Annotated in this window: 25 protein-coding genes; 11 read left to right on the forward strand and 14 right to left on the reverse strand. The window is 72.8% G+C overall.

Going from position 1 to position 25,216, the window contains the following annotated elements:
- Positions 1–271: 271 nt before the first annotated feature.
- From IG86_RS0107260 to IG86_RS0107270, 3 genes are all read right to left on the reverse strand, one after another.
- The gene (locus tag IG86_RS0107260; RefSeq protein ID WP_030818120.1) at positions 272–997 is read right to left on the reverse strand and encodes an anti-sigma factor; all 726 of its coding nucleotides are present in this window, start codon (positions 995–997) and stop codon (positions 272–274) included.
- Positions 994–1,605 carry a sigma-70 family RNA polymerase sigma factor gene (locus tag IG86_RS0107265; protein ID WP_030818118.1) on the reverse strand — a complete coding sequence of 204 codons (612 nt, stop codon included), beginning with the start codon at positions 1,603–1,605 and terminating at the stop codon, positions 994–996. Before IG86_RS0107265 ends, IG86_RS0107260 begins: the two co-directional genes overlap by 4 nt.
- A gap of 99 nt (positions 1,606–1,704) precedes the next feature.
- Positions 1,705–2,712 (reverse strand): DUF1996 domain-containing protein, encoded by a 1,008-nt coding sequence (locus IG86_RS0107270; RefSeq protein WP_030895636.1) that lies wholly within the window; start codon positions 2,710–2,712, stop codon positions 1,705–1,707.
- A gap of 203 nt (positions 2,713–2,915) precedes the next feature.
- Here IG86_RS0107270 and IG86_RS0107275 point away from each other — a divergent pair, with 203 nt between their 5' ends.
- The 3 genes from IG86_RS0107275 (at position 2,916) to IG86_RS0107285 (ending at position 8,889) form a co-directional block, all read left to right on the forward strand.
- Positions 2,916–3,665, forward strand: a complete 750-nt coding sequence (locus IG86_RS0107275) for a DUF1838 family protein (RefSeq protein ID WP_030818113.1) — start codon at positions 2,916–2,918, stop codon at positions 3,663–3,665.
- A gap of 456 nt (positions 3,666–4,121) precedes the next feature.
- Positions 4,122–5,885, forward strand: a complete 1,764-nt coding sequence (locus tag IG86_RS0107280; RefSeq protein ID WP_030818111.1) for a S8 family peptidase — start codon at positions 4,122–4,124, stop codon at positions 5,883–5,885.
- Positions 5,886–6,120: 235 nt separating this feature from the next.
- A complete protein-coding gene (locus IG86_RS0107285) occupies positions 6,121–8,889 on the forward strand; it encodes a helix-turn-helix transcriptional regulator (RefSeq protein ID WP_030895637.1) in 2,769 nt (922 codons plus the stop codon).
- Positions 8,890–8,913: 24 nt separating this feature from the next.
- Here IG86_RS0107285 and IG86_RS0107290 read toward each other — a convergent pair whose 3' ends face one another.
- The 3 genes from IG86_RS0107290 to IG86_RS0107300 form a co-directional block, all read right to left on the reverse strand.
- Positions 8,914–9,831 carry a glycoside hydrolase family 19 protein gene (locus IG86_RS0107290; protein ID WP_030895638.1) on the reverse strand — a complete coding sequence of 306 codons (918 nt, stop codon included), beginning with the start codon at positions 9,829–9,831 and terminating at the stop codon, positions 8,914–8,916.
- Positions 9,832–9,972: 141 nt separating this feature from the next.
- The gene (locus IG86_RS0107295; RefSeq protein ID WP_030818104.1) at positions 9,973–10,386 is read right to left on the reverse strand and encodes a rodlin; all 414 of its coding nucleotides are present in this window, start codon (positions 10,384–10,386) and stop codon (positions 9,973–9,975) included.
- Positions 10,387–10,563: 177 nt separating this feature from the next.
- Positions 10,564–10,755, reverse strand: coding sequence for a DUF5302 domain-containing protein (locus IG86_RS0107300; protein WP_030895643.1), 192 nt, complete (start codon positions 10,753–10,755; stop codon positions 10,564–10,566).
- A gap of 217 nt (positions 10,756–10,972) precedes the next feature.
- Here IG86_RS0107300 and IG86_RS0107305 point away from each other — a divergent pair, with 217 nt between their 5' ends.
- The 3 genes from IG86_RS0107305 to IG86_RS0107315 all read left to right on the forward strand — a co-directional run bounded on the left by IG86_RS0107305 (position 10,973) and on the right by IG86_RS0107315 (position 13,745).
- Positions 10,973–12,334, forward strand: coding sequence for an FAD-dependent oxidoreductase (locus IG86_RS0107305; RefSeq protein ID WP_030895644.1), 1,362 nt, complete (start codon positions 10,973–10,975; stop codon positions 12,332–12,334).
- 123 nt (positions 12,335–12,457) lie between these two features.
- A complete protein-coding gene (locus tag IG86_RS0107310) occupies positions 12,458–13,120 on the forward strand; it encodes an NADPH-dependent F420 reductase (RefSeq protein WP_030895645.1) in 663 nt (220 codons plus the stop codon).
- 229 nt (positions 13,121–13,349) lie between these two features.
- Positions 13,350–13,745, forward strand: coding sequence for a hypothetical protein (locus tag IG86_RS0107315; protein ID WP_030895648.1), 396 nt, complete (start codon positions 13,350–13,352; stop codon positions 13,743–13,745).
- A 52-nt stretch (positions 13,746–13,797) separates the two neighbouring features.
- On the opposite strand, the gene IG86_RS0107320 is transcribed toward IG86_RS0107315, so the two are convergent.
- Both IG86_RS0107320 and IG86_RS0107325 read right to left on the reverse strand, forming a co-directional pair.
- Complete coding sequence (locus IG86_RS0107320; protein WP_030895650.1) at positions 13,798–14,316, reverse strand: mycothiol transferase; 519 nt, start codon at positions 14,314–14,316, stop codon at positions 13,798–13,800.
- Between the two features lie 79 nt (positions 14,317–14,395).
- Positions 14,396–15,910 (reverse strand): MFS transporter, encoded by a 1,515-nt coding sequence (locus IG86_RS0107325; protein ID WP_030895652.1) that lies wholly within the window; start codon positions 15,908–15,910, stop codon positions 14,396–14,398.
- A gap of 153 nt (positions 15,911–16,063) precedes the next feature.
- Between IG86_RS0107325 and IG86_RS0107330 the strand changes: the two genes are divergently transcribed.
- Genes IG86_RS0107330 through IG86_RS0107340 form a run of 3 tightly spaced genes read left to right on the forward strand, consistent with a single transcriptional unit; the run spans position 16,064 to position 17,465 of the window.
- A complete protein-coding gene (locus IG86_RS0107330; RefSeq protein ID WP_030818079.1) occupies positions 16,064–16,501 on the forward strand; it encodes a MarR family winged helix-turn-helix transcriptional regulator in 438 nt (145 codons plus the stop codon).
- Between the two features lie 11 nt (positions 16,502–16,512).
- A complete protein-coding gene (locus IG86_RS0107335) occupies positions 16,513–16,890 on the forward strand; it encodes a DUF4180 domain-containing protein (RefSeq protein ID WP_030818077.1) in 378 nt (125 codons plus the stop codon).
- Positions 16,887–17,465 (forward strand): HutD/Ves family protein, encoded by a 579-nt coding sequence (locus IG86_RS0107340; RefSeq protein ID WP_030818074.1) that lies wholly within the window; start codon positions 16,887–16,889, stop codon positions 17,463–17,465. Before IG86_RS0107335 ends, IG86_RS0107340 begins: the two co-directional genes overlap by 4 nt.
- Here IG86_RS0107340 and IG86_RS0107345 read toward each other — a convergent pair.
- On the reverse strand, positions 17,462–19,336 hold the full coding sequence (locus IG86_RS0107345; protein WP_078905826.1) for a galactose oxidase early set domain-containing protein: 1,875 nt from the start codon (positions 19,334–19,336) through the stop codon (positions 17,462–17,464). The two genes, IG86_RS0107340 and IG86_RS0107345, sit on opposite strands and share 4 nt — an antisense overlap.
- Positions 19,337–19,603: 267 nt before the next feature.
- On the opposite strand from IG86_RS0107345, the gene IG86_RS0107350 reads away from it, so the two are divergent.
- On the forward strand, positions 19,604–20,254 hold the full coding sequence (locus IG86_RS0107350) for a DUF4360 domain-containing protein (protein WP_030895656.1): 651 nt from the start codon (positions 19,604–19,606) through the stop codon (positions 20,252–20,254).
- Positions 20,255–20,297: 43 nt separating this feature from the next.
- On the opposite strand, the gene IG86_RS0107355 is transcribed toward IG86_RS0107350, so the two are convergent.
- The 3 genes from IG86_RS0107355 to IG86_RS0107365 all read right to left on the reverse strand — a co-directional run bounded on the left by IG86_RS0107355 (position 20,298) and on the right by IG86_RS0107365 (position 22,806).
- Complete coding sequence (locus IG86_RS0107355; protein ID WP_030895659.1) at positions 20,298–21,341, reverse strand: LacI family DNA-binding transcriptional regulator; 1,044 nt, start codon at positions 21,339–21,341, stop codon at positions 20,298–20,300.
- A gap of 92 nt (positions 21,342–21,433) precedes the next feature.
- Positions 21,434–22,444, reverse strand: a complete 1,011-nt coding sequence (locus IG86_RS0107360; protein WP_030818064.1) for a glutathione S-transferase family protein — start codon at positions 22,442–22,444, stop codon at positions 21,434–21,436.
- Positions 22,445–22,452: 8 nt separating this feature from the next.
- Positions 22,453–22,806, reverse strand: coding sequence for a hypothetical protein (locus IG86_RS0107365; RefSeq protein ID WP_030818062.1), 354 nt, complete (start codon positions 22,804–22,806; stop codon positions 22,453–22,455).
- Positions 22,807–23,072: 266 nt separating this feature from the next.
- Between IG86_RS0107365 and IG86_RS0107370 the strand changes: the two genes are divergently transcribed.
- Positions 23,073–24,179, forward strand: a complete 1,107-nt coding sequence (locus IG86_RS0107370) for an NAD-dependent epimerase/dehydratase family protein (protein WP_244305798.1) — start codon at positions 23,073–23,075, stop codon at positions 24,177–24,179.
- A gap of 130 nt (positions 24,180–24,309) precedes the next feature.
- Here IG86_RS0107370 and IG86_RS0107375 read toward each other — a convergent pair whose 3' ends face one another.
- Together IG86_RS0107375 and IG86_RS0107380 are read right to left on the reverse strand one after the other, a co-directional pair.
- Positions 24,310–24,912, reverse strand: a complete 603-nt coding sequence (locus IG86_RS0107375; protein ID WP_063761499.1) for a hypothetical protein — start codon at positions 24,910–24,912, stop codon at positions 24,310–24,312.
- A 10-nt stretch (positions 24,913–24,922) separates the two neighbouring features.
- Positions 24,923–25,168, reverse strand: a complete 246-nt coding sequence (locus tag IG86_RS0107380) for a hypothetical protein (RefSeq protein WP_030818052.1) — start codon at positions 25,166–25,168, stop codon at positions 24,923–24,925.
- Positions 25,169–25,216: the final 48 nt, after the last annotated feature.

The raw sequence follows: 25,216 nt of genomic DNA on the forward strand, positions 1-25,216 counted from the left end.
AGCCGGTAGAGGCGGCCCCTTGAATCTCAGATTCTCGCTCCAGTCTCAGTATTCGCCGCCGAACACCGGATCGACCGAGCGTGGACGACCATCGATGGACGGGGGTTCAAGTCCCTCCTGTGCCTCTCCCGTGGCACGGTAGTTCAAAGGTAGAACACGTCGATCTCAGAATGATCCGCGACTCTTAAACGTGCCGGTGTGCGCAATTGGGTGGCAAACAGGAGCCCGGGAGCTGGATATGCTCCCGGGCTCCGTCACGTTCGCCCAGCGGTCAGACGGGCACGGACACGTACGTCCGGCCGGCCTCGTTCTCGACCATGACGGCCTTGACGTCCGACCGGTCGACGGCCGCCGAACCGTCCAGGCCGGCGCCCTTGGCCTCGCCGTTCTCCTGGCTGCCCACGACCCAGCTGCCCGCGGTGGTGCGCGTACCGTCCTTCGAGACCACGATCAGGCGGCAGCGCTCGCCCGGCGGCACTCCCGTCACCGCCGCCCGCAACCGCACCCACTTCGCGGCAGGCGTCACCTGCACCGTCATCCGCGCACCCGTGCCCGCATCGGTCGCCGAGTGCAGCGTGGTCCCCTTGGGCGGGGGCGAGGGGTCCGCCGACGCGGTCGGGGACGGGGGAGCGGGCAGTGCGACGCCTCCGGGGTCGCCCGCGCCCAGCTGCGTACCGGCCCAGAACACGGCGGCCAGCGAGGCCGCGACGGCCAGGCCCGTGAATCCCGCGCGTCGGCGCGCGGCACCGGCCCGCTCGCCCCGCATCTGCCGCAGGGTGCGCTGGAGCAGCAGGTCACCGCCCTGTGGCGGTCCGTCGAGGAACGCCTCTTCGGGCACCTCGCCCAGTGCCGCCTCCATCTCGCGCAACGCGGCCACCTCCTCCCGGCACTGCACGCATCCGCTCATGTGTCCCTCGACCCGGCGGACCTCCTCGGCGTCCAGGACGCCGAGCACGTATGGGCCGAGCAGTTCCTCCTCGTGCCGCTGCCGGTTCATGCCACCACCTCACGCAGTCCGGCCGGCTGCTGGGGCGGCCTGCCCGATCGTTTTCCGTCTCTTGTGCCGCTCTCCCGGAAGCCGTCGTCCCTGAAGACGTCGCGCAGGGCCTTGAGCGCATAGTGCGAGCGCGACTTGACCGTACCCGCCGGGATGCCGAGCGTGTCGGCGGCCTCCGCCACGCTGAGCTGCCGGTAGTACAACTCCTTCAGCACGTCCCGGTGTTCCGGGGACAGCCGGTCGAGGGCCCCCAGCACCGTCATGCTGTCCACCACGGAGTCGGCGTGGTCCGCCTCCACCGGGGGAGCGGCCGACGAACCGGAGACCTCCGGCGGCCGGGCGGCCTTGGCCCGGTACCGGTCGGTGATGATGTTCCGGGCCACGGTGAGCAGCCAGCCGCGCACCGAACCCTTTCCGTTGACCAGGACTTCGGAGTGCCGCCAGGCACGTATCAGCGTCTCCTGTACGACGTCCTCGGCGGTGGCCCGGTCCCCGGTCAGCCGGGTGGCGTACGCGAGCAGGGCGTGGCCGTGCTCCTCGTACACCGACTTGATCAGTGCCTCATCGGTCGAGCCCCGCCGAGTGCGGGGCCACAGTGGTCCGGCCATCTCACCCTCTCCGTCTTCCTCGCTTGCGTGGTGCGGTCGGAACACGCCGGCGGGGCCGATCCGGTTCATGTGACCTGCGTCACTCGATCCGGCGGGTGCTCAAGTCCGGCAGGAGCGGCCCCCGTTGAGACATTCGACGACCTCGGCCATCTGGCGGTCGGTCATCGCGTTCACGAACATCGCGTGGTCCGTCCTGGGGCTGTGGCGCTGCTCGGGGAAGGAGTCGATCGCCACGGGCACCCCGGCGGGAACCTCGTAGGCGAGCAGGACGCGCAGTTCGGGCACGGGGAAGGTGTTCGTGGGGCAGACCCCGTTGCCGCCGGGGAACAGCAGGTGCGAGCGGTGCCCGGCGCTCGTGGTGTCGAGGCCGTTCCAGCAGCTGGGGAAGACCAGGCTGCGGGTGACGCGGTCGCCCTCGGGGCAGCGGGGGTAGCTGGTGGTGGCGCGGTCGGGGGAGCCGGAGCACCCCCAGCGGGCCCGGACGTTGGCGTCGCCGCCCGCGGTGAGGGCGACCGCGTCGCCCGTCATCGCGTGCAGGAAGGGCGGCATCGCCACGACCTTGCTGACCGGGTTGCCCCGGAACTCCACCCGGACCGAGGCCTCGGGCACGATCTCGCCGGAGTTGCCGTGCCCCGCGGACGTCTCGTGCGGGCGCGTGCCCGGACGGTCCAGGCGGCGCAGGACGGGCCAGTAGTACGTCGACCGGTCGCCGCCCGCGCAGCTCGTGGCGGCGGCGGCCAGCGAGGCTTCGGTGGACATGGCGTCCGTGGACAGGTTGCCCACGTAGGAGTGCGTGTGGTGGGCGCCTGCCCGCAGGCCGGGCGAGACCACGAGGTTGTCCTCGTTGTAGTGCCGCCCCTCATTGCGGCCGCAATCGACCGCCATCGACCCCGGCGATCCTTCGCCCGCCGCGGCGGGCCGGGCCGGAGCGGCGGCGGGGGCGGGCGGAACGTCGCGTATGTCCACGTAGTCGGAGGGTGCCGGAGCGCCGGCCGCCGCCCCCGCGTGCGGGCCGGCGGCGCGCGTGGCGCCCAGTACCGCGGCGGTCAGCCCACCGCCCAGAACCAGGCAGATGACCAGAGTGAGCAGTCGGCGTTCTTTCCCCATGGCGGTCACGGTTACCGGTGGCGACCCCGCCGTCAACCTGGCATCCGCATGACGGTCGGGGCACCGTGTTCGTGCGTACCTACGGGGCCGGCCGGCGGGAGGGGCCGAGAGCGCCGGACGGGCGGTACAACCGGCCGTGAAGTGGCCAGGGTTGTCCGTGGGGCCGCTTGTCCGACCGCGCGGGGGGCGGACACAGTGGGCGTATGACACCCGCCGAGCTCCTGCACGCATTCGCCCGCACCCGCGCCCGACTCGACGGCGGCGAGGTCACCTACTGGTGGACGGGCGACGTCCACTCATGGGCACCGGGCGAGCCCTACCGGCGGCTCTTCGGCTTCGAAGGGCTCAACGTCGCCCGCCTCGTTGCGGACGAGGAGAGCGGCGGCTACCAGCTGCTGTCCCGGGAGGCCGCGTTCTACCTGGACCCGGTCACCCGGGAGATCATGGAGACCTGGCAGGACAAGCCCGTGGTCCACGTCTGGAACGACCCGGCCAACCAGAAGTGGCGCCCCTTCCCGGTCCCCGTGACCGAACTGGGCGACCAGATCTGCTTCAGCCTGGAGATCCCGCTCGCCTACCCCTCGCCGCTGCCGGTCGAGGAGTACCCGGAGCACTCGGCCGACGACACCTACCGCGCTCTGGAACTCTTCCAGTTCTTCGCACCCGCGACCGCACTGAGCACGCAGGAGGCGAGCGTTCCGGCGACGATGTCCTGGACCCGCATGTCCCCGTGGCTGCCGTGGATGGAACAGGGCGCCCGCCCCGGCGGCCTCACCTTCCACTGCCGCGGCCGCAAGCTCGACGCCTACGAGCAGGTCCCCGAACGCACCCGCGCGTACATCGCCGACCACCACCCGGAATTCGCCCACGCACCGGAGAAGTGGAGCGAACCGAACGAGACGAGCTGGACGTACTTCCGCAGGCTCTTCCCGCCGCACCGGGGCGAGTCCTGAGCAGCGCCCCCGCCCCTCGGGCCGCCCCCTCGCGGCCGATGCCCGGCGCGCGCGGGGAACGCCCTGGTCACACCCACTGCTGAGGGACCCCCGGGGGGAGCCGCAGGGGGTGGACAAGGGTTTTCCCCGTATCCAGTTCATCCCCGCGTTGCCTACTGTCTGCCCACCGGCGATCTTCCCCAGGCCGGGCGGTTCACACGCCAACCCCACATGGCGTGTAGGCCTACCGGCCGGGGAAGCGCGCCGGGACCGCCGTTGCCCCTGCCTCGCCGTTGCGGCCGGGACAACGTGGCGTGCGGCGGCAGCCGGGGCGAGACCGACCAACTCGCTACCGGCCCCGCAGCCGCCGGAACCACCCCCACACTGCACCGACCGGCCGCTCCGGTCTGCCCGGAAACGGCCCTCGAAAGGGAACACGTGCACGCAACGAGACGCAGGCTCATATCCGTCGTGGCCATGTCCGTCACCCTGCTCGCCGGCACCGCCACCGCCGCCGTGGCCGTGGCCTCCGAGGGCCCCGCCGCGGCCCCGGCCGCCGCGCTCGCCCCGACCGCGCCCGTCGAGAACCTCATCGTCGGCTACAAGTCGTCCGCCACCGAGGCCAGCTCCAACACCGCGGCCGCCGACGACGCCACCGCCAAGGGCAAGAAGGCCGGCAAGAAGGCGAAGTTCGACCGCCGCCTGGGCACCGGTGCCGCGCTGGTCAACCTCGGCGCAGCCGTCGCTCCCGCCGACGCCGCCGACGTGATGGCCCAGTTCCGTGCCGACCCGGACGTCGCCTACGTCGAGCCCGACACCCGCGCCTACGCCACGGCCGTGACCCCGAACGACACCGAGTACGCCAAGCAGTGGGACCTCTTCGAGTCCACCGCGGGCATGAACGTCCCGGCCGCCTGGGACACGACCACCGGCTCCGGCGTCACCGTCGCCGTGATCGACACCGGCTACGTCGCCCACTCGGACGTCGCGCCGAACGTCGTCGCCGGCTACGACTTCATCAGCAGCTCCGCCTACGCCCGTGACGGCGGCGGCCGCGACAGCAACCCCGCCGACGAGGGCGACTGGAACGCCACCGACGGCGAGTGCGGCGTCGGCTCCAAGGCCAGCAACTCCTCCTGGCACGGCACCCACGTCGCGGGCACCATCGCCGCGGCCACGAACAACTCCAAGGGCATCGCCGGCATCGCCTACGGCGCGAAGATCCAGCCCGTCCGCGTGCTCGGCAAGTGCGGCGGTTCCACCTCGGACATCGTCGACGCCATCACCTGGGCCTCCGGCGGCTCCGTCGCCGGCGTGCCGGCCAACGCCACCCCGGCCAAGGTCATCAACATGAGCCTCGGTGGCCCCGGCGCCTGCGGCACCAGCTACCAGAACGCGATCAACGCGGCCGTCGCCCGCGGCACGACCGTCGTCGTCGCCGCCGGCAACAGCAACGCCGACGCGGCCGGCTACTCGCCCGCCAGCTGCAACAACGTGATCAACGTCGCCGCCAGCAACCGCGCCGGGGACCGCTCGTACTACTCCAACTACGGCGCGATCATCGACGTCGCCGCCCCGGGCGGTGAGACCCGCCGCGCCACGGACACGCCCGGCACCGTCACCACCCCCGAGAACGCGATCCTCTCGTCCCTGAACGCGGGCACCACCACCCCGGGCGCCGAGATCTACAAGCCCTACCAGGGCACCAGCATGGCCGCCCCGCACGTCGCGGGTCTCGCCGCGCTGCTGAAGTCGGCGAACTCCGCGCTGACCCCGGCCCAGATCGAGTCGGCGATCAAGAACAACGCCCGTCCGCTCGCCGGCACCTGCACCGGCGGCTGCGGCACCGGCCTCGCCGACGCCGCCGCGACCGTCGCCGCCGTGACCTCGAACCCGCCCACCCCGGCCCTCGAGAACACCACGGACTTCACCATCGGTGACAACACCACCGTGGAGAGCCCGATCACCGTCACCGGGAAGACCGGCAACGCCCCGGCCGCCCTCAAGGTCGGCGTGAACATCGTGCACTCCTACATCGGTGACCTGAAGGTCGACCTGGTCGCCCCCGACGGCTCCGTCTACACGCTGCACAACCGCTCCGGCGGCGGCACCGACAACATCAACCAGGTCTACACCGTCAACGCCTCCTCCGAGGTCGCCAACGGCACCTGGAAGCTCCGGGTCAACGACAACGCCGGCGGCGACACCGGCAAGATCGACTCCTGGAATCTCACCTTCTGAGACGGTTCCCGCCGACTCGGGGTCCGGTACCAACTCCGCCTGACGGAGCGATAGTACGGACCAAATGAATCCCCGGGCCTGCCGATACTCCGGGTATCGGCAGGTCCGCCGGGTTTTCCGCGTCCTGTGACTGAATTCTGCGTCACAATGCGGGTCCACCAGCCGTCCGACCTCGTATTCTCGCCTCTCACAGGAAGGGCACAGAAGCTGGGGACTGGAAGGCTGGTGGCTGTGCGTGGTGGCGGCGACGGGGCACGCTGACACAAGTGTCGGACACGGAGAACTGATCAAGGCGGTCGACCGCGCGCTGACCACGCACGGCCGGGCGCTCCTGACCGGACCCGCCGGCGCGGGCAAGACCGAGGTGGTCCGCGCCGTCGCCGCCGCGGCCGAATCCCGCCGCGAGACCGTACTGTGCCTCGCTCCCGAGGCCGCCGACCAGTGGATACCCGAGGCCTCCGCCGCGGCCCTCCTCGCCTCCGTCCCCGCGGCCGCCCTGGAGCGGCTCTCCGGACCCCAGCGCACCGCCATCGCCCTCCTGCGCCGCGAGGCCGACGCCCCCCGCGCCGGCCGCGACCACGTCGCGCTGCGCCTGGCCCTCGTCGAGGTGCTCCGTACCCTCGCCGCCCGCCAGCCCGTCCTCCTCGTCATCGACAACGCCCAGTGGCTCGACGCCGAGAGCACCGACCTACTCCGCTTCGCCCTGCGCCTCACACCTCCCCGCGTGCGGGTCCTGGCCGCCGAACGCGTCCAAGGAGGAGCACCGGTCGGCGAACCCCTCTGCGGCCCCGGCGTCCCCGCCGTACGGGTGCCCCCGCTCGGCGCCGACGAGGTCGCCGAACTCCTCCTGCGCCACGGACTGCCCGCCCGCCTCGCCGGCCGCATCCACCAGGCCAGCGGCGGAAACCCGCGCCTCGCCCTCGCCCTCGGCCACTCCCTCGCGGAAGCCGCCGAGGCCCGCGACTCCAACGCCCACCACGCCGACCCCCTGCCCGTCTCCGGACAGGCGCGCGACGTCGCCCGCCGGCTCCTCGCCGGGGCCCCCGCCCAGGCCCGCCGCACCCTGCTGCTCGCCGCCCTCGCCTCCCGCCCCACCGTCTCCCTGCTGCGGCGGGCCGGCCGCCCCGACGCCGAGGCCGAGCTGGCCGAGGCGGAACGGGCCGCGCTGGTCCGGGTCGGCGAGGACGGCACCGTCGAGTTCACCGCCGGCGCCCTGCCCACCGCCCTCGCCGCCGACGCCGGCTGGCCCGAACGCGCTGCCGGCCACGCGGCACTGGCCGCCGCCGTCGACGACCCCGTCCAGGCCGTACGCCACCGGGCGCTGGCCGTCGACACCCCCGACCAGTGGCTCGCCGCGGAGATCACCGAAGCCGCCGCGGTCTGCCGCAGCCGCGGCCAGCGGGCCCTCGCCGCAGAGCTGGGTCTGCTCGCCGCCGAACGCACGCCGTCCTCGCTGCCCGGAGAGGAACTGGCCCGCCTCGTCACCGCCGCCGAGGACGCCGGCTGGGCCGGGCGCGCCGACCTCGCCCGCCGCGCCACCCGGGCCGTCCTGGCCCGCGACGCATCGCCCGCCGACCGGGTACGGGCCCGGCTCGCCGTCATCGACGCCGCCGGCCAGGCCCTCGGAGCCCTCGACGAGACCTTCGCGTACGCCATGGACGAGGCAGCCGGGGACCCGGCGCTGCAGGCCGCCGTCCAGCTCCGGGTCGCCTGGAAGCACAACCTCAGCGACGGCGACCCCGTACGCTCCCGGGACGCCGCGGCCGAGGCCGGCACCCTCGCGGCGCTCGGCGGCGACCAGACCGCCGAGGCCATGGCCCTGACCGTACGGGCCCGCATGGGCCGCATCCTCGGGGACGCGGGAGCCGAGGAGATCCTCGCCGAGGCGCTCGCCCTGCCCGCGCCCCAGGTGCCGCTGGGCATGCGCAACGCGCCGCAGTACCTGGCCGTCCGGCACGCCCTCTTCGACGACCGCCTCGACGACGCCCGCCGCCAGCTGATGGTGCTGTTGCCGGCCGTCCAGCGCACCGGTTCCGCCGAGGACGTCTTCGAGGTCCTGCGCAGCCTCACCGAGGTGGAACTGCGCAGCGGCCGGTGCGAATCCGCCTCGGCCCACGCCCGCCGGGCCCTGGAACTGACCATCGAGGCGGGCCTCTCGCCCGGCCCCGCCTGGTACGTCGCGGCGACGGCCGAGACCATGGGCGGCAGCTTCGCACGCGCCGAGGGCTACGCGCGTCGCGGCATCCAGGCCTCCGAGGAGGAGCAGGACCAGGTCTTCCTCTCCCGCAGCCTGCACGCCCTCGGGCTCGTCGAACTGGCCACGGGAGAGGCGGCGAAGGCCGTCGCCACCCTGCGCCGCGTCGCCGAACTGGAGGCCGCCCAGCAGGTGGTGGACCCGTCGATCCTGCGCTGGCACGGGGAACTCGCCGAGGCCCTGATCGCCGCCGACGCGCCCGGCGAGGCGGCCGAACTGATCGGGCCCGTCCGTGCGGTCGCCCTCGGGCTCGGCCGTACCGGCGTCGTCGCCGCCCTCGACCGGGCCGGCGCCCTGTGCCTGTCCGCCCAGGGCGACGCGGACGGCGCCGTCCGCCTCCTGGAGGACACGGCGCAGCGCTTCGAAGCACTCCGGCTGCCGCTGGAGCGGGGCCGTACGCTGCTCGCCCTCGCCCGGGTGGAGCGCCGCCGCCGGCGCCGGGCACCGGCCCGTGCGGCGCTCCGGGCCGCGGCCGAGGTGTTCGAGCGGGCCGGAGCCGGCCCCTGGAGCGAGCTGGCGCGAGAGCCGGCCCCCGGTGACGGGGCCGGCGCCCTGGCCTCCGCGGCCGCGGTGCTGACCGACGCCGAGACCCGCCTGGCGCTGCTCGTCAGCCAGGGCGCCAGCAACCAGGAGGCGGCGGCCAAGCTGTTCCTCAGCGTCAAGACCGTCGAGGCCCGGCTGACCCGCATCTACCAGAAGCTCGACGTACGGTCACGGGCCCAGCTGGCCACCGCGCTGCGCACGCGGTGACCGTGGCCGCGGCAGTGCCGCCCGTCAGCAGCTCAGGTTGTTGCCCGGCGTGACGCCGAGCAGCTGGGTGAAGCTCTGGTACTTCGAGATCCGGCTCTGGACCTGGGCGGGGTTGCCGCCGTTGCACTCCAGGGAGCCGTTGATGGAGCGGATGGTCTCGCCGAAGCCCGCGCCGTTCACCATGGCGGCGTGGGCGGTCATGGTGCCCGGGCCGTTCTGGGTGTTCCAGTACCACAGCGCCGTCTTCATGGCGACGGCCGGATCCTGCTCCACGAGGTAGGGGTTGGCGAGGAGGTCGATGCCGAGGGCGTCACCGGCCGCCTTGTAGTTGAAGTTCCAGCTGAGCTGGATGGGGCCGCGGCCGTAGTAGGCGGCCTGTCCGGCCGGACAGCCGTACGGCTGGCTCGCGTCGCAGTAGTGGGGGTAGTTGGCGGTGTTCTGCTCCACGATGTGGACGAGGCCGCCGGTCTCGTGGGAGACGTTCGCGAGGAAGGCGGCGGCCTCGCGCCGCTTCACGGTGTCGTCGCCCGTCTTGGCGAAGCCGGGGTACGCGGACAGTGCCGCGACCAGGCCGTTGTAGGTGTAGAAGGGATTGCGGTTCGGGAACATCTGGTTGAACTGGGCCTCGGAGACAACGAATCCGGACGGGTTGGGGTCGGGGTCCGGGTCCTGGCCCCCGCCGCCGCAGACGCCCTGGTCCGACCAGACGCCCCACTGGCCGGTCGTACCGGGGGTCTCGCCCTGGGTCCACCACTTGGCCTGCCAGTTGTGGCCGCCGTACGAGGCGCTCATGCCGTTCGTGTAGACGGCCGACGAGGCCCACGGGGAGGCGCAGGGAGCCGCCGCGGCGGCGTGGGAGGAGGGAAGGGCGATGGCGAGGCCGGCCGTGACGGCCGCGGCGGCGACCAGGCCGAGGGCGCGGCGGCGAAGCGCACGTATCACGTAACTGCTCCTTCAGTGGGGGGACTTGCCGTGGGGGCAATGACGCCCACTGAAACGGAATGGTCTGAACCTGTCAAGGTCTAGACCAAAGGAAAGCGCCGGTGTCGCGCGTGACGCGTGACACCGGCGCGGAAGATCCGATCAGCTGCCGGCGGAGAGGTTGCCGGAGAGGACCGGGATGTTGCTGGCGATGTGCGAGAGGGACTCGTCGCCCTTGGCCTGGGTGGAGTTCTCGGTGCACTGCTGGTTCTGCGGGTTGGACAGGACGTTGACGTCCTGGACGCCGATGTTGGCGAGGACCGCGAGCAGGGACTGGGCGTTGACCTTGGCCGGCAGGCCGACGCAGAGCTTGTTGAGGGAGCCCTGGATCGGAGCCAGCTGCGGGCTCATCTTGCCGTGGGTCTCCTGGTTGCCGTAGATCTGCGCCGCGTCGTTGCCGTTCACGGTGTTGACGCCGTTGTCGTTGCCGATCGCCATCGCGGGCGAGGCGGCTGCGGCACCCGCGCCGAGCACGGCGGCGGTGGCGGCGGCGGTGGCCATGAACTTCTTGAGCATCTGGGGGATCCTTCGGTCGCACTGTCGCATGAGATAGCTGCCCACGGCGGGACGCGCTGATCAACTGCCGACGGTGCCCGGGGTTATGCCCCCTCACCCGAGTGGCCCAATGATCCGCCGGGTCGGACCCGGCCCGCCGCCGCGGGCGGCCGGGCCGGGCTCCCGGCGTTCGAGGGGTCAGCCGCTCTTGCGGCGGACCTTCTTGTTCTTGCCGCTCGCGGCGCTGCTGGAGCCCTGGACCTTGGCCCGGTTCTGGTGGGACTGCTGTGAGTGCGCCTTCGCGGCGTTGCGCTCCAGGGCCTCCCGGAACCGGCGCTTGGCCGCTTCGGCCGCGGACTCGTCCTGTGGGGTGCCTGCTTCGTCAGCCATTCGTCCTCCTGGAGTGATCAAGCCGCCCCAGTCTGTCAGGCGCTGTACGCGCTGACCAGCGAGTTCCCGCATGCTCCAAGGGTGGCTTGGGGAGGTCATAAGATTTGATTATGGGGTCATAAAGCGACACCGGGTGCTGGGTTAGGCTTACCTTCGTTTAGGGTTCCCTTTGATCCACCTTGATCCACCTTGCCGTCGCTCGAAGGGAACCCCTGCCATGCCTCGCCCTCTGCGGGTAGCAATCGTCGGAGCCGGCCCGGCCGGCATCTATGCCGCCGACGCGCTGCTGAAGTCCGAGGCCGCCGTCGAGCCCGGTGTGTCCATAGACATCTTCGAGCGCATGCCCGCCCCCTTCGGCCTGATCCGCTACGGCGTCGCCCCCGACCACCCGCGCATCAAGGGCATCATCACCGCCCTGCACCAGGTGCTCGACAAGCCGCAGGTCCGCCTCTTCGGCAACGTCGACTACCCGGGCGACATCAGCCTCGACGAGCTGCGGTCCTTCTACGACGCCGTGATCTTCTCCACCGGCGCCACGGCCGACCGCTCGCTCGACATCCCCGGCGTCGACCTCGACGGCTCCTACGGCGCCGCCGACTTCGTCTCCTGGTACGACGGCCACCCGGACGTGCCGCGCACGTGGCCGCTGGAGGCCGAGAAGGTCGCCGTGCTCGGCGTCGGCAACGTCGCCCTGGACGTCGCCCGCATCCTCGCGAAGACGGCCGACGAGCTGCTGCCCACCGAGATCCCGGCCAACGTCTACGACGGCCTCAAGGCCAACAAGGCCCTCGAGGTGCACGTTTTCGGCCGTCGGGGTCCGGCCCAGGCCAAGTTCAGCCCCATGGAGCTGCGCGAGCTGGACCACTCGCCCAACATCGAGGTCATCGTCAACCCCGAGGACATCGACTACGACGAAGGCTCGATCGCCGAGCGGCGCGGGAACAAGCAGACCGACATGGTCGCCAAGACCCTGGAGAACTGGGCGATCCGCGACATCGGCGACCGGCCCCACAAGCTGTTCCTGCACTTCTTCGAGTCTCCCTCCGAGATCCTCGGCGAGGACGGCAAGGTCGTGGGTCTGCGGACCGAGCGCACCGAGCTGGACGGCACCGGCAACGTCAAGGGCACGGGCGAGTTCACCGACTGGGACGTGCAGTCCGTGTACCGCGCGGTCGGCTACCTCTCCGACGAGCTGCCCAAGCTGCCCTGGGACGTCGAGTCCGGCACGGTCCCCGACGAGGGCGGCCGCGTGATCGACGCCGGCGGCCACATGCAGTCGACGTACGTCACCGGCTGGATCCGGCGCGGCCCGGTCGGCCTGATCGGCCACACCAAGGGCGACGCCAACGAGACCGTCGCGAACCTGCTCGCCGACCACGCGGAGGGCCGCCTGGGCGCCCCTGCGTCGCCCGAGCCGGCGGCGGTGGAGACCTTCCTCGCCGAGCGCAGCGTGCGCTACACGACGTGGGAGGGCTGGTACCGGCTGGACGCGGCCGAGAAGGCCCTCGGCGAGCCCCAGGGCCGTGCGCGCGTGAAGATCGTGGAGCGCGAGGAGATGCTCGACGCGAGCGGAGCCTGATCACGAGGGGGCGGACACTCGAACGGGTGTCCGCCCCCTTCGTATCCTCCGGAGCGGAATGCCGCGCTGCCGACGGGAGTTGGACACGAGCACGAGACCGGCCCCGCAGGCACTGGAGAGCTCATGAAGATCGGCATCATCGGCGCAGGCAACATCGGCGGCAACCTCACCCGCCGGCTCACCGCCCTCGGACACGAGGTCGCGGTGGCCAACTCGCGGGGGCCCGAAACCCTGACCGCCCTCGCGCGGGAGACCGGCGCCACCCCCGTCCCCGTGGCCGAGGCGGCGCGCGGCGCCGAGATCGTCGTCGTGACCATCCCGTTCAAGAACGTGCCGGACCTGCCCGCCGGCCTCTTCGACGGCGCCGCCCCGGGCTTCGTGGTCATCGACACCGGCAACTACTACCCGCGCCCACGCGACGGCCGGATCGCCGGCGTGGAGGACGAGGGCCTGACGGAGAGCCGCTGGACCGAGCGGCAGCTCGGACATCCCGTGGTCAAGGCCTTCAACGGCACCTACGCGCAGGACATCCTCGACCGGCACCGCCCGGCCGGCGCCCCGGACCGGATCGCGCTGCCCGTCGCGGGCGACGACGAGACGGCGAAGAAGGCCGTACGGGACCTCATCGGGGAACTCGGCTTCGACTCGGTCGACTCGGGCGGCCTGGACGACTCCTGGCGACAGCAGCCCGGCACCCCGGTCTACGGACTCCGCGACGGTGTCGAAGGCGTCACCCGGGCCCTCGCCGAGGCCTCCCCGGTCCGTACCGAGGAATTCCGCGGCTGACGCGCACCCCCCGCCGCCCCGTCGAGACGCTCCCCGCACACGTTTCCGGCACACGCCTCCCGCCGCACGCTGTCCGGGCAACGGGACGGTGCCGGGCCGGGCGCGGGAACGGCCGCACGTGATGCTGCGTCTGCGAGGGCATACGGAGAGGGCCGGACCGGAACGGCCGGACTGCGGCGGAAGGGCGGGCGGGGCTGTGCGGGAACGCCGAGGGGCGGGAGCGGGGCTGGTGGCCCTCGCGGTGGGACTGCCGTTGCTGGTGGCCGCGATCGTCATGGCGGTCGTGTTCACCGGTACCGGTGTCGTGGGGCGCAGCCCGCTGCACCGCGCGGTGGACCAGTACCTCGAAACGGTGGGCGGCGGCGGACCCGCACCGGCCGCCGGACCGGGAAGCGGGTGCCCGGGCGGCGCCCCCGACCCCGGGGACGCCCTGCACGGCCTCGCGCCCCGCTTCGGCCACCACATCGTCTCGTCCACCGAGAGCGGCGACAGCGCCGCCGTCAACGTGGACCTCACCCCGGCCGGCGGCGACCGGGTCGCGGTGCTCCTGGAGCTGCGCCGTTCCGGCGACCGCTGGGACGTCTGCGCGGCCTCCACGGGACGCATGGCGATCGACCCGTTCTGAGTGCCGACGGGCGGGGCCGGGCGGGCCCGGGCCGGGCGTGCGTGCGGACGGCTCAGGATCCCCGGCCCCGCTCCAGCACGCCGCGTACGTAGGCCGCCTGACCGGCGTGCTGGAGGTCGTCCGCGAGCACGCTGACCAGGCGCACCCCGAGGGTCACCGGGGGGTCCCAGCGCTCGTCGACCACTCGGTCCAGGTCGGCGGCCGCGAGCCCCCGGACGAAGCCCAGGGTCTGCTCGTGCACCTCGTCGAAGTAGCCCAGGAGCAGCTCGCCCGAGTCGACCCGGACGGTGCCCGCCTGCCGCGCGGAATGACCGTAGCCGGTGGCCGCGGCGGGCAGCGGCAGGCCGAACCGGTCCGCCCAGCCCCCGGTCAGCCACACCTGTTCCAGACCCGCGGCGGCGGCGACGTGGTCGTCCTGGATCCGGGTCAGGTGCCAGACCAGCCAGGTGATCGAGTTCGCCTCCGGGTCGACGCGGGCGTCCAGGAGCTGCGCCGGCACTCCCTCCACCGCCTCGTGCACGACTTCCCGGATCCGACCGAACCCGTCCGCGATGACGTCCGTAGCCTTCATGCACCCACCATGCAAGGCCCGGCGGCCCGCCCGGCGCGAACGACACGCGGGGCGGGCCGCCGGGCCGGCGGTCACGGGGTCAGCCTGCGGCGTCTGCCTTCGCGGGCTCGGCGGCCGTCGCCCCTTCGGTCGCGGCGGGCCGCTCGGCGGCCGCCCCGGCCGGCTTGTGGCCGCCGCGCAGGCCGAGCCAGCCGATCACGCCGACCAGGGCGAAGGCCACGGCCCCGATCCCGAAGGTGAGGGTGAAGCCCGACTCGGCGGGCAGCGGGGGGACACCCGCGGGCAGGTGCTCGATGGTCTTGGAGGCCAGGATCGTGGTCACGACGGCACTGCCGATCGCACTGCCCGTCGAGCGGGAGATCGAGTTGATGCCGTTGGCGATGCCGCTCTGGTGCGGCGGGACGCTCGACATGATCACGGCGGGCATGGCGGCGTAGCCGAAGCTGACGGCCGCACCGACGACCAGGCCGGAGCCGATCACCGAGAAGGCGTGGCCGTGGTCCACGACCAGCCAGGCGAAGCCGACCGCGCCCAGCGCCGCGGCCACGCCCAGGGCCACGCGGGGACCGCGGTGGCGCACGATCTGGCCGCCGATGGGCGAGGCCAGCAGCGAGACGATCGCGCTGGGCAGCAGGAACTGCACGGAGGCCCGCAGGATCGAGGCGTCGAAGCCGTAGCCGGTGAGCGCCTCGGGCATCTGCACGAGGTACGAGACGCCGAGGAAGCTCGCGAACATGCCGAAGCCGACGAGGAGGCCGGCCAGGTTGGCCATGAGCACCGGGCGGTGCACGAACATCTTCATGTCGACCAGGGGCTCGCGGACCTTGAGCTCGGTGACGACCCACACGGCGGCCATGACGGCGGCGCCGGCGAAGCTGCCCAGGGTGCGGCCGGAGGTCCAGCCCCACTCGTGGCCCTGCGAGATCGCCAGCAGGAGCAGCAGCAGCGCGGCACCGAGGGTCAGGGCGCCGAGGACGTCGGTGCGCCCGCCCGTCTTGGTACGGGTGGCGGGAACCAGGAAGACCACGGCGAGCAGGGCGAGGACCGCGAGGCCGGTCGCCATCCAGAAGGCGTTGCGGTAGTCCGCGTCGGGTCCGGAGGTGAGCAGCCCGGTCGCGACGAGCGCGAGGCCGCTGCCGAACGCCAGCGTGCCGCTGACCAGCGCCATCGCACCGGGCAGTTTCTGCGGGCGGACTTCCTCGCGCAGCACCGACAGGGCGAGCGGGAAGATCGCGGTGGCGGCGCCCTGGAGGACGCGGCCCACGATGAGCAGCGGGAGCGAGGAGGCCAGTGCCGTGAGGACGGAGCCGGCCACCATCACGCCGAGGACGGCCACCAGCGTGGGCTTCTTGCCGTGCTGGTCACCGAACCGGCCGAGGAGCGGCGTGAAGACGGCCGCCGACAGCAGGGTGGCGGTGGTCACCCAGCTCACGTTGGCGGTCGAGGTGCCCAGGTCGTCGCGGATCAGGCCGAGGATGGGGACCGGCAGGGTCTGCATCATCGACACGACCATCGCGGCGAGGCTCAGGGCGAAGACGATGACCGTCTCGTTGCGCTGTCCGGAGGCCGGGGCGGCTGGGGAGGGGGTGCTCATGGCTGCGGGGACCTTCTTCGTGTTTCGGAGCTGAACAGCTTCGGAACGGCGATGTTTGATGTCATCAAGTAACTCGATCGAAGGTAGAGGTCGATATTTGAGGTAGTCAAGTAAACAATTGATAATGTCAAGCATCCTGAGTAGGCTCGGGGCATGAGCGAGACCGCCACCCCCGCCCCCACGAAGGTCCAGCTGCTGGAGCTGCTCGCCGCCATCGGCACCGCCCAGTGGCGCGAGTTCGCCGCGGCCGCGGCCCAGCACGGCCTCACCCCCACCCAGGCCCGGGTGCTCGCCCAGCTGGACGGCCCGGTGCCCATGCGGGGCCTCGCCGTCCTGCTGGTCTGTGACGCGTCCAACGTGACGGGCATCGTGGACCGGCTGGAGGCCCGCGAGCTGGTGCGCCGCGAGCCGGACCCCGCCGACCGGCGCGTCAAGAACGTGGTCGCGACGGAGGCGGGCCGACAGGTCATCCGCCGCGTACGCGAGGAGATGCAGGCGGCGCACGGAGCGCTCGACACCCTGGACGAGGCCGAGAGCGCCACGCTCTACGCCCTGCTGGCCCGCCTGCGCCCGTCGATGGAGAAGGGCTAGTCTCGACCGCCGTGGACACCCTTCAGACGATCGACGACGTGCCCGTCCTGATGTGCGGGGCCGAGGGCGAGACCATCGCGGGAGAACGCGAGGCCCTGGACTGCATCGGCAACGCCTCGTACCAGGGCGCCGAGTGGGCCGTCATCCCCGTGGAGCGCTTCGACGAGGCGTTCTTCCGGCTGAGCACCCGGGTCGCGGGCGACATCATCCAGAAGTTCGTCCAGTACCGGGTGGGCATCGTCGTCCTCGGCGACATCTCCCGGCACACGGCGGCCAGCGGGGCGCTGCGGGACTTCGTCCGCGAATGCAACCGGGGGCGCCAGACGTGGTTCCTCGCCGACGCCGAGGAACTGCGCGAGCGGCTGGCCGGGTCCGGGACCCGGGCGTGAACGGCGGCGGCGAAGTCCGCGTCCTGCGCGCGGCCGACCGCCCCGCCACGGTGTGGAAGAACGGCGGGGGAGTCACCCGGGAGATCGCCGCGTGGCCCGTGGGCGCGGGCATGGACTCGTTCCGCTGGCGGGCGAGCCTGGCCGAGGTGGCCGCGGACGGCCCCTTCTCGGCCTTCCCCGGGATCGACCGCACCCTCACGCTCGCCGAGGGCGCGGGCATGGACCTCGTCGTGGGCGGCGTGCACCGGATCGTGGACGAACGCTTCGCGCCGCAGGACTTCGCGGGAGACGAACCGACCGACTGCCGGCTCGTCTCCGGCCCCGTCGTGAACTTCAACGTGATGTACCGCCGCGGCGCGGCGACGGCGGAGACCGCCGTGGTCCGGGGCCGGCTCACCGTGGCCGCCGAACCCGGCGAGACCCTGCTGGTGGTCGCCCTGGACGGCGCGGCGACGCTCGACGCCGCGTGGGGCCCGGGCCATGCCCTGGGCCCCTACGACGCCGCCCTGGTCCGGGGCGCCTTCACCGGCCTCGTCCGCACCGACGGACGCGCCGCCGTGGTGCGCCTGCGCTAGGGGCTGTCCGACCCCGATCCGCCGGACACCCCCTGGCGGACACGACCCGGCACGGCTTGGGGTGCGGACCAGCGGGGGCCGAGCTTGATCCACTTCGCGGTGCTGGGCACGCCCTTCGCGTCGAGCAGGAAGAGCATGTAGTGGCCGGGCGGGGCGTCGGCCGCCCCCGGCGGGGTCCGCAGCCCGATCCGGTCGCCCCGGACGCCGGTGAGCCGCAGCTCCAGGTGGCGCTGACTGGTGTTCACCGAGTGGGTGACGGTGGTCGGGGCCAGCAGGACGGCGCGCTTGACGTCCTTCGCCGTCGAGCTGGACACCTGGAAGGGCGCGTCGTACCGGAGGTCGCCCGCGGGGACCCGGTCGAGAGCCGGCCGGGCGCCCCGGTGCAGGTAGGCCGGCTCGTACAGCTCGATGCTGCCGTCCATCCCGTCCTTGATGTCGGGGTCGTTGGCGATCTGCTGGAGTTCGTCTCCGGTGACCATCATCCGGCCGTCGGGCAGGATCAGGGCGTTGGAGTGGTAGCCGCGCGGCAGCCGTTGGGCGGGCCCCAGCCTCCAGTGGCCCTGCGCGTCGCGCATCTCGATCTGCCGGTACTTCAGGTCCGCCTTCGGGTTGAACGGGCCGTGGCCGTAGTCCCGGGTGTCCAGGGCGCCGTTCACGGTCAGCAGCGTGCCGTCCGGCAGGATCAGGGTGCCGTCCTGGGTCCGGCCGAAGGCCCTCGGCTCCTCGGTGGTCCAGCGCCCCCCGGACAGCCGGTACGTGTGCGGGTCGCGCGGGTCGCCGCCGAGGACCAGGACGGAGTCGGGGCCGCGGAAACCGGCCGGCAGCGGTACGGCCGAGCCGTAGCCGCGGAAGTCGGCGGGCCGCCGCGGCAGGTCGCTGCGCACGTCCCTGACCGGGTCGAAGAGCCACTGCTGGTCGGCGTCGCGGCCGAGGCCGTAGATCATCCCGTCGCGCAGCGAGAAGAGGTGCGGGTAGTCGTTGCGGAAGGGGGCGTCCGCGCGGAGCCGCTCGGCGGGGACGCCCGCCGGGATGTCGTACGGGCGCCAGGGCACGCGGTGTCCGAGCGCGGGGAAGCGCTCCACCACCGGGGTGGGGGTGCCCGTGCCGCGTTCGGACTGGCCGGACATGATGATCTGCCGGCCGTCGGCCCCGGTCACGACGGAGGGGTACCAGCGGCCGACGGCCATGTCGCGGTTGCGGAACCACTTCTCGGTCCACGGGTCGAAGACGAAGGACAGCTTGGCGCCGCTGCCGCCCTTGCCGCCGACGTTGCCGCCGAAGACCCCGACCATCCCGTTGGGCAGGTACGAGTGCCCGGCGCAGAAGAAGGGCGCAGGGCGGGGGGAGTAGGTGCCGTCGGGCATCAGCACCACCGGTGGCGGCACGTTCTTGAAGGCCCGGGCCCCGGTCCCCCTGGCGGGGTCCCAGAGCCAGGCGCGGCCGGCGTTGGTCCGGCCGACGGTGTTCGTCGGCCCCGTCTCCTTCGTGGGGTCGGCCTCGACGCGTTCGAAGGAGAAGAGCAGCACCTTGCCCGTGGGCAGCAGGGCCACGTGGACGCCGAAGTCGGGTGACGGGAAGAACTGCGCGAAGCGGCCGAACCGGGCCGCGTCGAAACGGGTGTTGGCCTCGCGCTGGGACTTCTCCAGCGCGGCCAGTCCGGCCGTCCGCTTCGACTGCGGATACCCCTGGGTGCCCTTGGCGGCCTGCCGCAGCCGGGCATGGGCGCGGGCGTGGTCGTCGCCGAGCACGGCGGCCTCGTCGCCGGCGTGGTGGGCCACGGCGCGGGCCGGTGCGGGGCCGGCCGCCGGTACGGCCAGGGCGGCGGCGAGGGCCAGGACCGACAGGGCGGCGGACCGGGATGCGCGGGACATGGGACTCCTCACCGCAGGAGGGACCGTGCCGAGTCCGGCGCCGGAGCCCGCTGATGACCTGAAGGAACCCGGCGATATTAGGACAAAGGGAAAGCCTGAACCGGCGTGGCCGCGCCCGATCGGTGCTTTCCGGGGGTGTCTTGGGGCCGTTCGGTCGGTCGGCATGAGGCGATTTATCGTTTCTGCGGTGAATCGTTTCGGCCGTCAAGGTGAGCCCGCGCACCCGTCGGCCGGGCCCGCCCCCGGCGGACCGCTATCCATGTCGGTGTGATCAAGTCGCTCCGTACCGGATTCACCGCAGCCGCCGTGACCGCAACGCTCGTCACGCTCAGCCCCTCCGCGGGGGCTTCCGCCTCGGCCCCCGTCGACCAGGTGACCGTCGACGTCGCCACGGTCAACGGATCGGGCTGCCGTCCCGGCAGTGCCGCCGTCGCCGTCTCACCCGACAACTCGGCCTTCACCGTCACCTACAGCGAGTACCTGGCCCAGGCCGGCGGCGGCGTCCCCGCCGTCGAGGGCCGCAAGAACTGTCTGCTGTCCCTCGTCGTGCACGTCCCGCAGGGCTACACCTACGCCATCGCGAAGGTCGACTATAGGGGCTTCGGCAGCCTCCAGCCGGGCGCGATCGGCACGCAGAAGGCCAGCTACTACTTCCAGGGCATGAGCCAGACCGCCTACCGGACCCACCGGTTCGACGGCGCCCTCGACGACAACTGGCAGGCCACCGACACCACCGGCATCGAGGCCCTGGCCTGGTCGCCCTGTGGCGAGCAGCGCAACTTCAACATCAACACCGAACTGCGTGCGGAGGTGGGCACCTCCGACCCGTCGAGGACCAGCTTCATGGCCCTCGACTCCACGGACGGAAGCATCAACAGCGTCTACCACTTCTCCTGGAAGCAGTGCCCCGCGCGCTGACCGGACGTGACCCGGGGCCCGCGCCCGTCGCGCGGGCCCCGGGTCAGGCCGACGCGCGCCGCACCAGAGCCGTCTCGGTTATCACCGGGCCCGGCACGTTCCGGCCCTCGCGGCTGTCGCCCAGCCGCTCCATCAGCAGCCGCGCCATCATCCGCCCCATGCCCTCGATGTCCTGACGCACCGTCGTCAGCGGCGGGTCGGCGCTCTCCGCCACCGGTTCGGCGTCGTCGAAGCCCACCACCGCCACGTCACCGGGGACGGTCCGGCCGCGCTCGCGCAGCACGCGCAGTGCACCGGTCGCCATCAGGTCGTTGCCGGCGAACACCGCGTCGATCGAGGGGTCCCGGTCCAGCAGTTCGGCCATCGCGTGCGCCCCGCCCGCCGCGGTGAAGTCCCCCACGGCGACCAGCTCGGGCCCGGCGGCGGGCAGCACGTCGTGGTAGCCGCTCAGCCGGTCGGCCGCCGAAGTCTGGTCGAGCGGGCCGCAGATGTGCGCGATCCGCCGCCGCCCCTGCCCCAGCAGGTGCCGTACGGCCTCCCGGGCGCCCTCGCGGTTGTCCGCGTCGACGTACGTCACCCGGTCCTGTTCCCCGGGCCCGGCGGTCCAGCCGGGACGGCCGCCGTACACCGTGGGCATGCCGAGGCGGCTGGCGATGGCGGGCAGCGGATCGTCGGTGTGCAGCGAGAACGCGAGCGCCCCGTCGACGTGGCCGCCCGCCAGATAGCGCTCGATGCGGTCGTAGTCGCAGTGGTCCTCCACCAGCAGCAGCACCAGCTGGGTGTCGTGCGCGGTCAACTCCTTGCTGATGCCGCGTATCTGACGGGAGAAGAAGGGGTCCGAGAAGATCCGGGCCTCGGGCTCGGGGATGATCACGGCGACGGCGCCGGTCCGCCGGGTGACCAGCGTGCGCGCCGCGTGGTTCGGGATGTAACCCAGCTCCTGGATCGCCGTCTGCACCCGGTCGGCCAGATGCGGGCGGACTCCGTCGCCGCCGTTGACCACGCGGGAGACCGTGGCCCTCGACACGCCCGCGAGCGCCGCGACGGCCTCCAGGGTGGGGCGGCTGCCGGAACGCGGTTCGGGCACGTGACTTCCTCCATGATCCACAGGCGGGCCCGGCAAGATCGAAAGGGACGGCCCGGTCGAACAGAAGGGTAACGGGTGATCACCGTAAGGCGTCAGGAGGGCAGCGGTGTGTGGTCCGGCGGCACCCTCTCCCCGGCGCTCACCGGCGCGGGCGGGGCGCCGTCGCCGAAGGGCCGGCCGCCGAGCGCCTCCCGGCCGTGGGGCGCGAGCCAGCCCGACAGGTCCGGGCCGGCCGGCACGATCCCGGTGGGATTGATGTCGTCGTGGACCAGGTAGTAGTGCCGCTTGATGTGGTCGAAGTCCACGGTGTCGCCGAAGCCGGGCGTCTGGAACAGGTCCCGCGCGTACGCCCACAGCACCGCGGACTCGGAGAGCTTGCGCCGGTTGCACTTGAAGTGGCCGTGGTAGACGGCGTCGAAGCGCACGAGGGTGGTGAACAGCCGGACGTCCGCCTCGGTGATGGTGTCGCCCACCAGGTAGCGGGACGTTTCGAGCCGCTCGGTGAGCCGGTCCAGGCGTGCGAACAGACGCCCGTACGCCGCCGCGTAGGCCTCCTGGGACCCGGCGAAACCGGCGCGGTAGACGCCGTTGTTCACCTCCTCGTAGACCACCTCGTTCACGGCGTCGATCTCCGGCCGCAAAGCCCTTGGGTAGAGGTCGGGGGCTCCCTCACGGTGGTGCGCCGCCCACTCCAGCGACAGGTCGAGGGTGATCTGCGCGAAGTCGTTGGTGACCACCTGCCCGGTCGGCACGTCGACGATCGCCGGCACCGTGATGCCCCGGTCGTAGCCGGGGTCGCGGGCGAGGTAGGCCTCCTGGAGCCGTTCGATGCCGAGCACGGGGTCGCGGCCGCCCGGGTCCAGGTCGAAGGTCCAGCTGCGGTCGTCGTGCGTCGGACCCGCCACCGCCATCGGCAGCGCCTCCTCCAGCCCGAGGAGCCGCCGTACGATCACGGCCCGGCTCGCCCACGGGCACGCCCGGGCCACCACCAGCCGGTAGCGGCCGGGTTCCACGGGGAACCCGTCGCGCCCGTCGGCGGTGATCCGGGTGGTGAGGTAGCGGCTGTCCCGCGCGTACTCCCTGCCGGGGCTCACGTACCTCATGCGCGCCCCTACATGTGCGACTGGCCGTAGTAGTGGCCGAACCGGTCCATGAAGTTCGGCTCGCCGGCGTACTTGGCCTCGTCGTAGTCGGGCGCGTTCTTGATCTGTTCCTTGGTCAGCCCGAGGTAGACCTTCTCCTCGGCCGGGTCGATGCGTTCGATGGTGCCCGCCGGCAGGAGGACGTGCTTGCCGAAGATCCAGACGCCCGTGTCGACGACGATGTGGGAGGCCCGGAAGTCGGCGGAGTGCTTGTCGACCTTCCCGATGTGGCCGTCGGTGGCCTCGACCTTGTAGCCGACGAGATCGATGCCGCTGTGGTGGCCGGCGTCCTCGTGGTAGCCCCAGATGTCCTTCTCGGTCACGGCTCTCGCCTCTCTGTACCCGTACGTGTGCCGGTGCCTGCGCCCGCCCCGGGAGCCGGGACGGGAGCGGCACTCAGGCACCTCCCCACAAAAGACCGGCTCACGCCAAGGATGCCGGAGCGGTCGCGCTCCCGCGCGGGCCCGGCCCGCCCCGGCCCGCGCATGCGGTGCGGAGGCACGGGTAGGCGCTCCCCAAGGCCCAGGAGGCCCGCCGGTTCGGCCGGCGGGACCCACCCCACCGTCCTCCGCCGAGAGGAGCCGACACGATGACGCAGCAGGCACCGATGGAGAAGAGCGTCGAACGCAGGAGCGAACGGCGGGGTGAGGGCGTCCGTGTCGTGGTCGTCGGGGCCACGGGCAACGTCGGGACCAGCGTCGTGCTCGCCCTCGCCGAGGACCCCTCCGTCGAGTCCGTGCTCGGCCTGGCCCGCAGGATGCCCCTGTGGAGGCCGCCGAAGACGCGCTGGCACGCCGTGGACGTGGAACCGGGCGGCGCCGATCTGGCCGCGCTCTTCACCGGGGCCGACGCCGTCATCCACCTCGCGTGGAAGTTCCGGCCCACCCACCACCCCGCCGAGACCTGGCGCACCAACGTCCTGGGCAGCATCCGCGTCTTCGACGCCGTGGCCGACGCCGGTGTGCCCGCCCTCGTGCACGCGTCGTCGGTCGGTGCCTACTCACCGGGACCGAAGGACCGCACGGTCGACGAGTCCTGGCCCACCCACGGCTGGCCGCAGGCCGCCTACACCCGCGAGAAGGCCTACCTCGAACGGGTCCTCGACACCTACGAACGCGCCCACCCCGACGTCCGGGTCGTGCGGATGCGGCCGGGCTTCCTCTTCAAACGGCAGTCCGCCTCCGAGCAGCGCCGCATCTTCGCGGGCCGGCTGCTCCCGAGCCGGTTCCTGCGCCCCGAACTGCTCCCCGCCGTGCCCGACCTGGCCGGACTGCGCTTCCAGGCCCTGCACACCGACGACGCGGCCGCCGCCTACCGGGCCGCCGCCACGCTCCCCGTACGCGGGCCCTTCAACCTGGCGGCCGATCCGCCGCTGGACGCGGAGGTGCTCTCCCGGGTCCTCGACGCGCGCAGCCTGCCCGTGCCGACGGCTCCCGTACGGGCCGCGCTCGCCGCGGCGTGGCGGCTGCACCTGGTCCCGGCATCACCGGACCTGTTCGACGCCGTCCTGCGGCTCCCGCTGATGGATTCCTCCCGGGCGCGCCGGGAGCTGTCCTGGGAGCCCCGCCACACCTCGGTCGAGGCCGTCGAGGAGTTCCTCGACGGCCTGCGTTCGGGCGCGGGCATGGACACCGCCCCGCTCGCCCCGGACCCGCAGCACACCCGCCGCTTCGCGCGGTCCCGGGGACGCAGCTGAGGCGTCGGCGTCGGCGCCACCGCCGAGGGCCTGGTCGAAAGGCCGCTCAGCCCGGGGCGGTCAGCCCGGGCCGGTCAGGCCGGGCCGGTCAGGCCGGGCCGGTCAGGCCGGGCCGGTCAGGCCGGGCCGGTCAGGCCGGGCCGGCCCTCGGCAGGCCGCGCAGGTGGCCGCGGCGCCACACGGCCTGCGCCGCGTGGGGCGTCGCGGCCCGGCCGCGCGCCTCCCGGGCGAAGAGCTGCGACGCGCAGGCGCTGCGCATGGCCTCCAGGGCGCGGACCTGCTGCTCGGCCCGCCCGATGAGCTCCTCGATCATGGAGACGTCGATGCGCGGGTCCGTGCGCGCCAGGCTCCGCAGCGAACGCCAGCAGGCCGCCTTGCCCTCCACGCCCATGCGCATCGCTTCGAGCTCCAGGACGTCGCTGAGCGGGGACCGGGACAGGACCCGTCCGTTCAGTTTGAGCCGGCCCACCTTCTCGGCGATCCGGCCGAGGGCGGCCCTGGTCCGCATGACGGGGACGTCGAGATCGGCCATCAGGGTGAGCAGGCTCTGCCGGTCCTGCGCCACCTGCTCGCCCAGCGACCGCAGCGAGGTGCCGAGGACGCTGCCCTGATGGGCCGCCGCGGCCCGGCGGAGCAGCTCGACGCCTCCGTTCGCACCGGTCAGGTGGTCGTTGAGGTAGATGGCCAGGAAGGTGGGGGCGCGGCCCGTGGGGGGCCGGTGGCTGCGGTTCACTCCGGCCTCCTCAGGGCGCTCGTCGGGGGGTCGCCGGCCGGTCGTCGTCCGGCCCCGTCCAACGGGTGTCCGGGCCGGGCCCGCCGGACTCCACCGGCCGGTCGAGGCGGCTCGCCTCGTCCGTGTCCGCGGCCCGGGTCCTTCCGTCGTCCTTGCGCGGCTTGCGGGCCGGTGGTCCGGCGTGCGGAGCCCGGCGCCGGGCTTCTTCGTCGTCGTGGTGCAGCGGTACTCCGCCTGCGCCGCCCTGGTCGTCCATGACAGTTCCTTTCGTCTCATCCCGCACGAATCACACGGTTCACACGGT

Source organism: Streptomyces virginiae (assembly GCF_000720455.1).
GTDB lineage: Bacteria > Actinomycetota > Actinomycetes > Streptomycetales > Streptomycetaceae > Streptomyces > Streptomyces virginiae.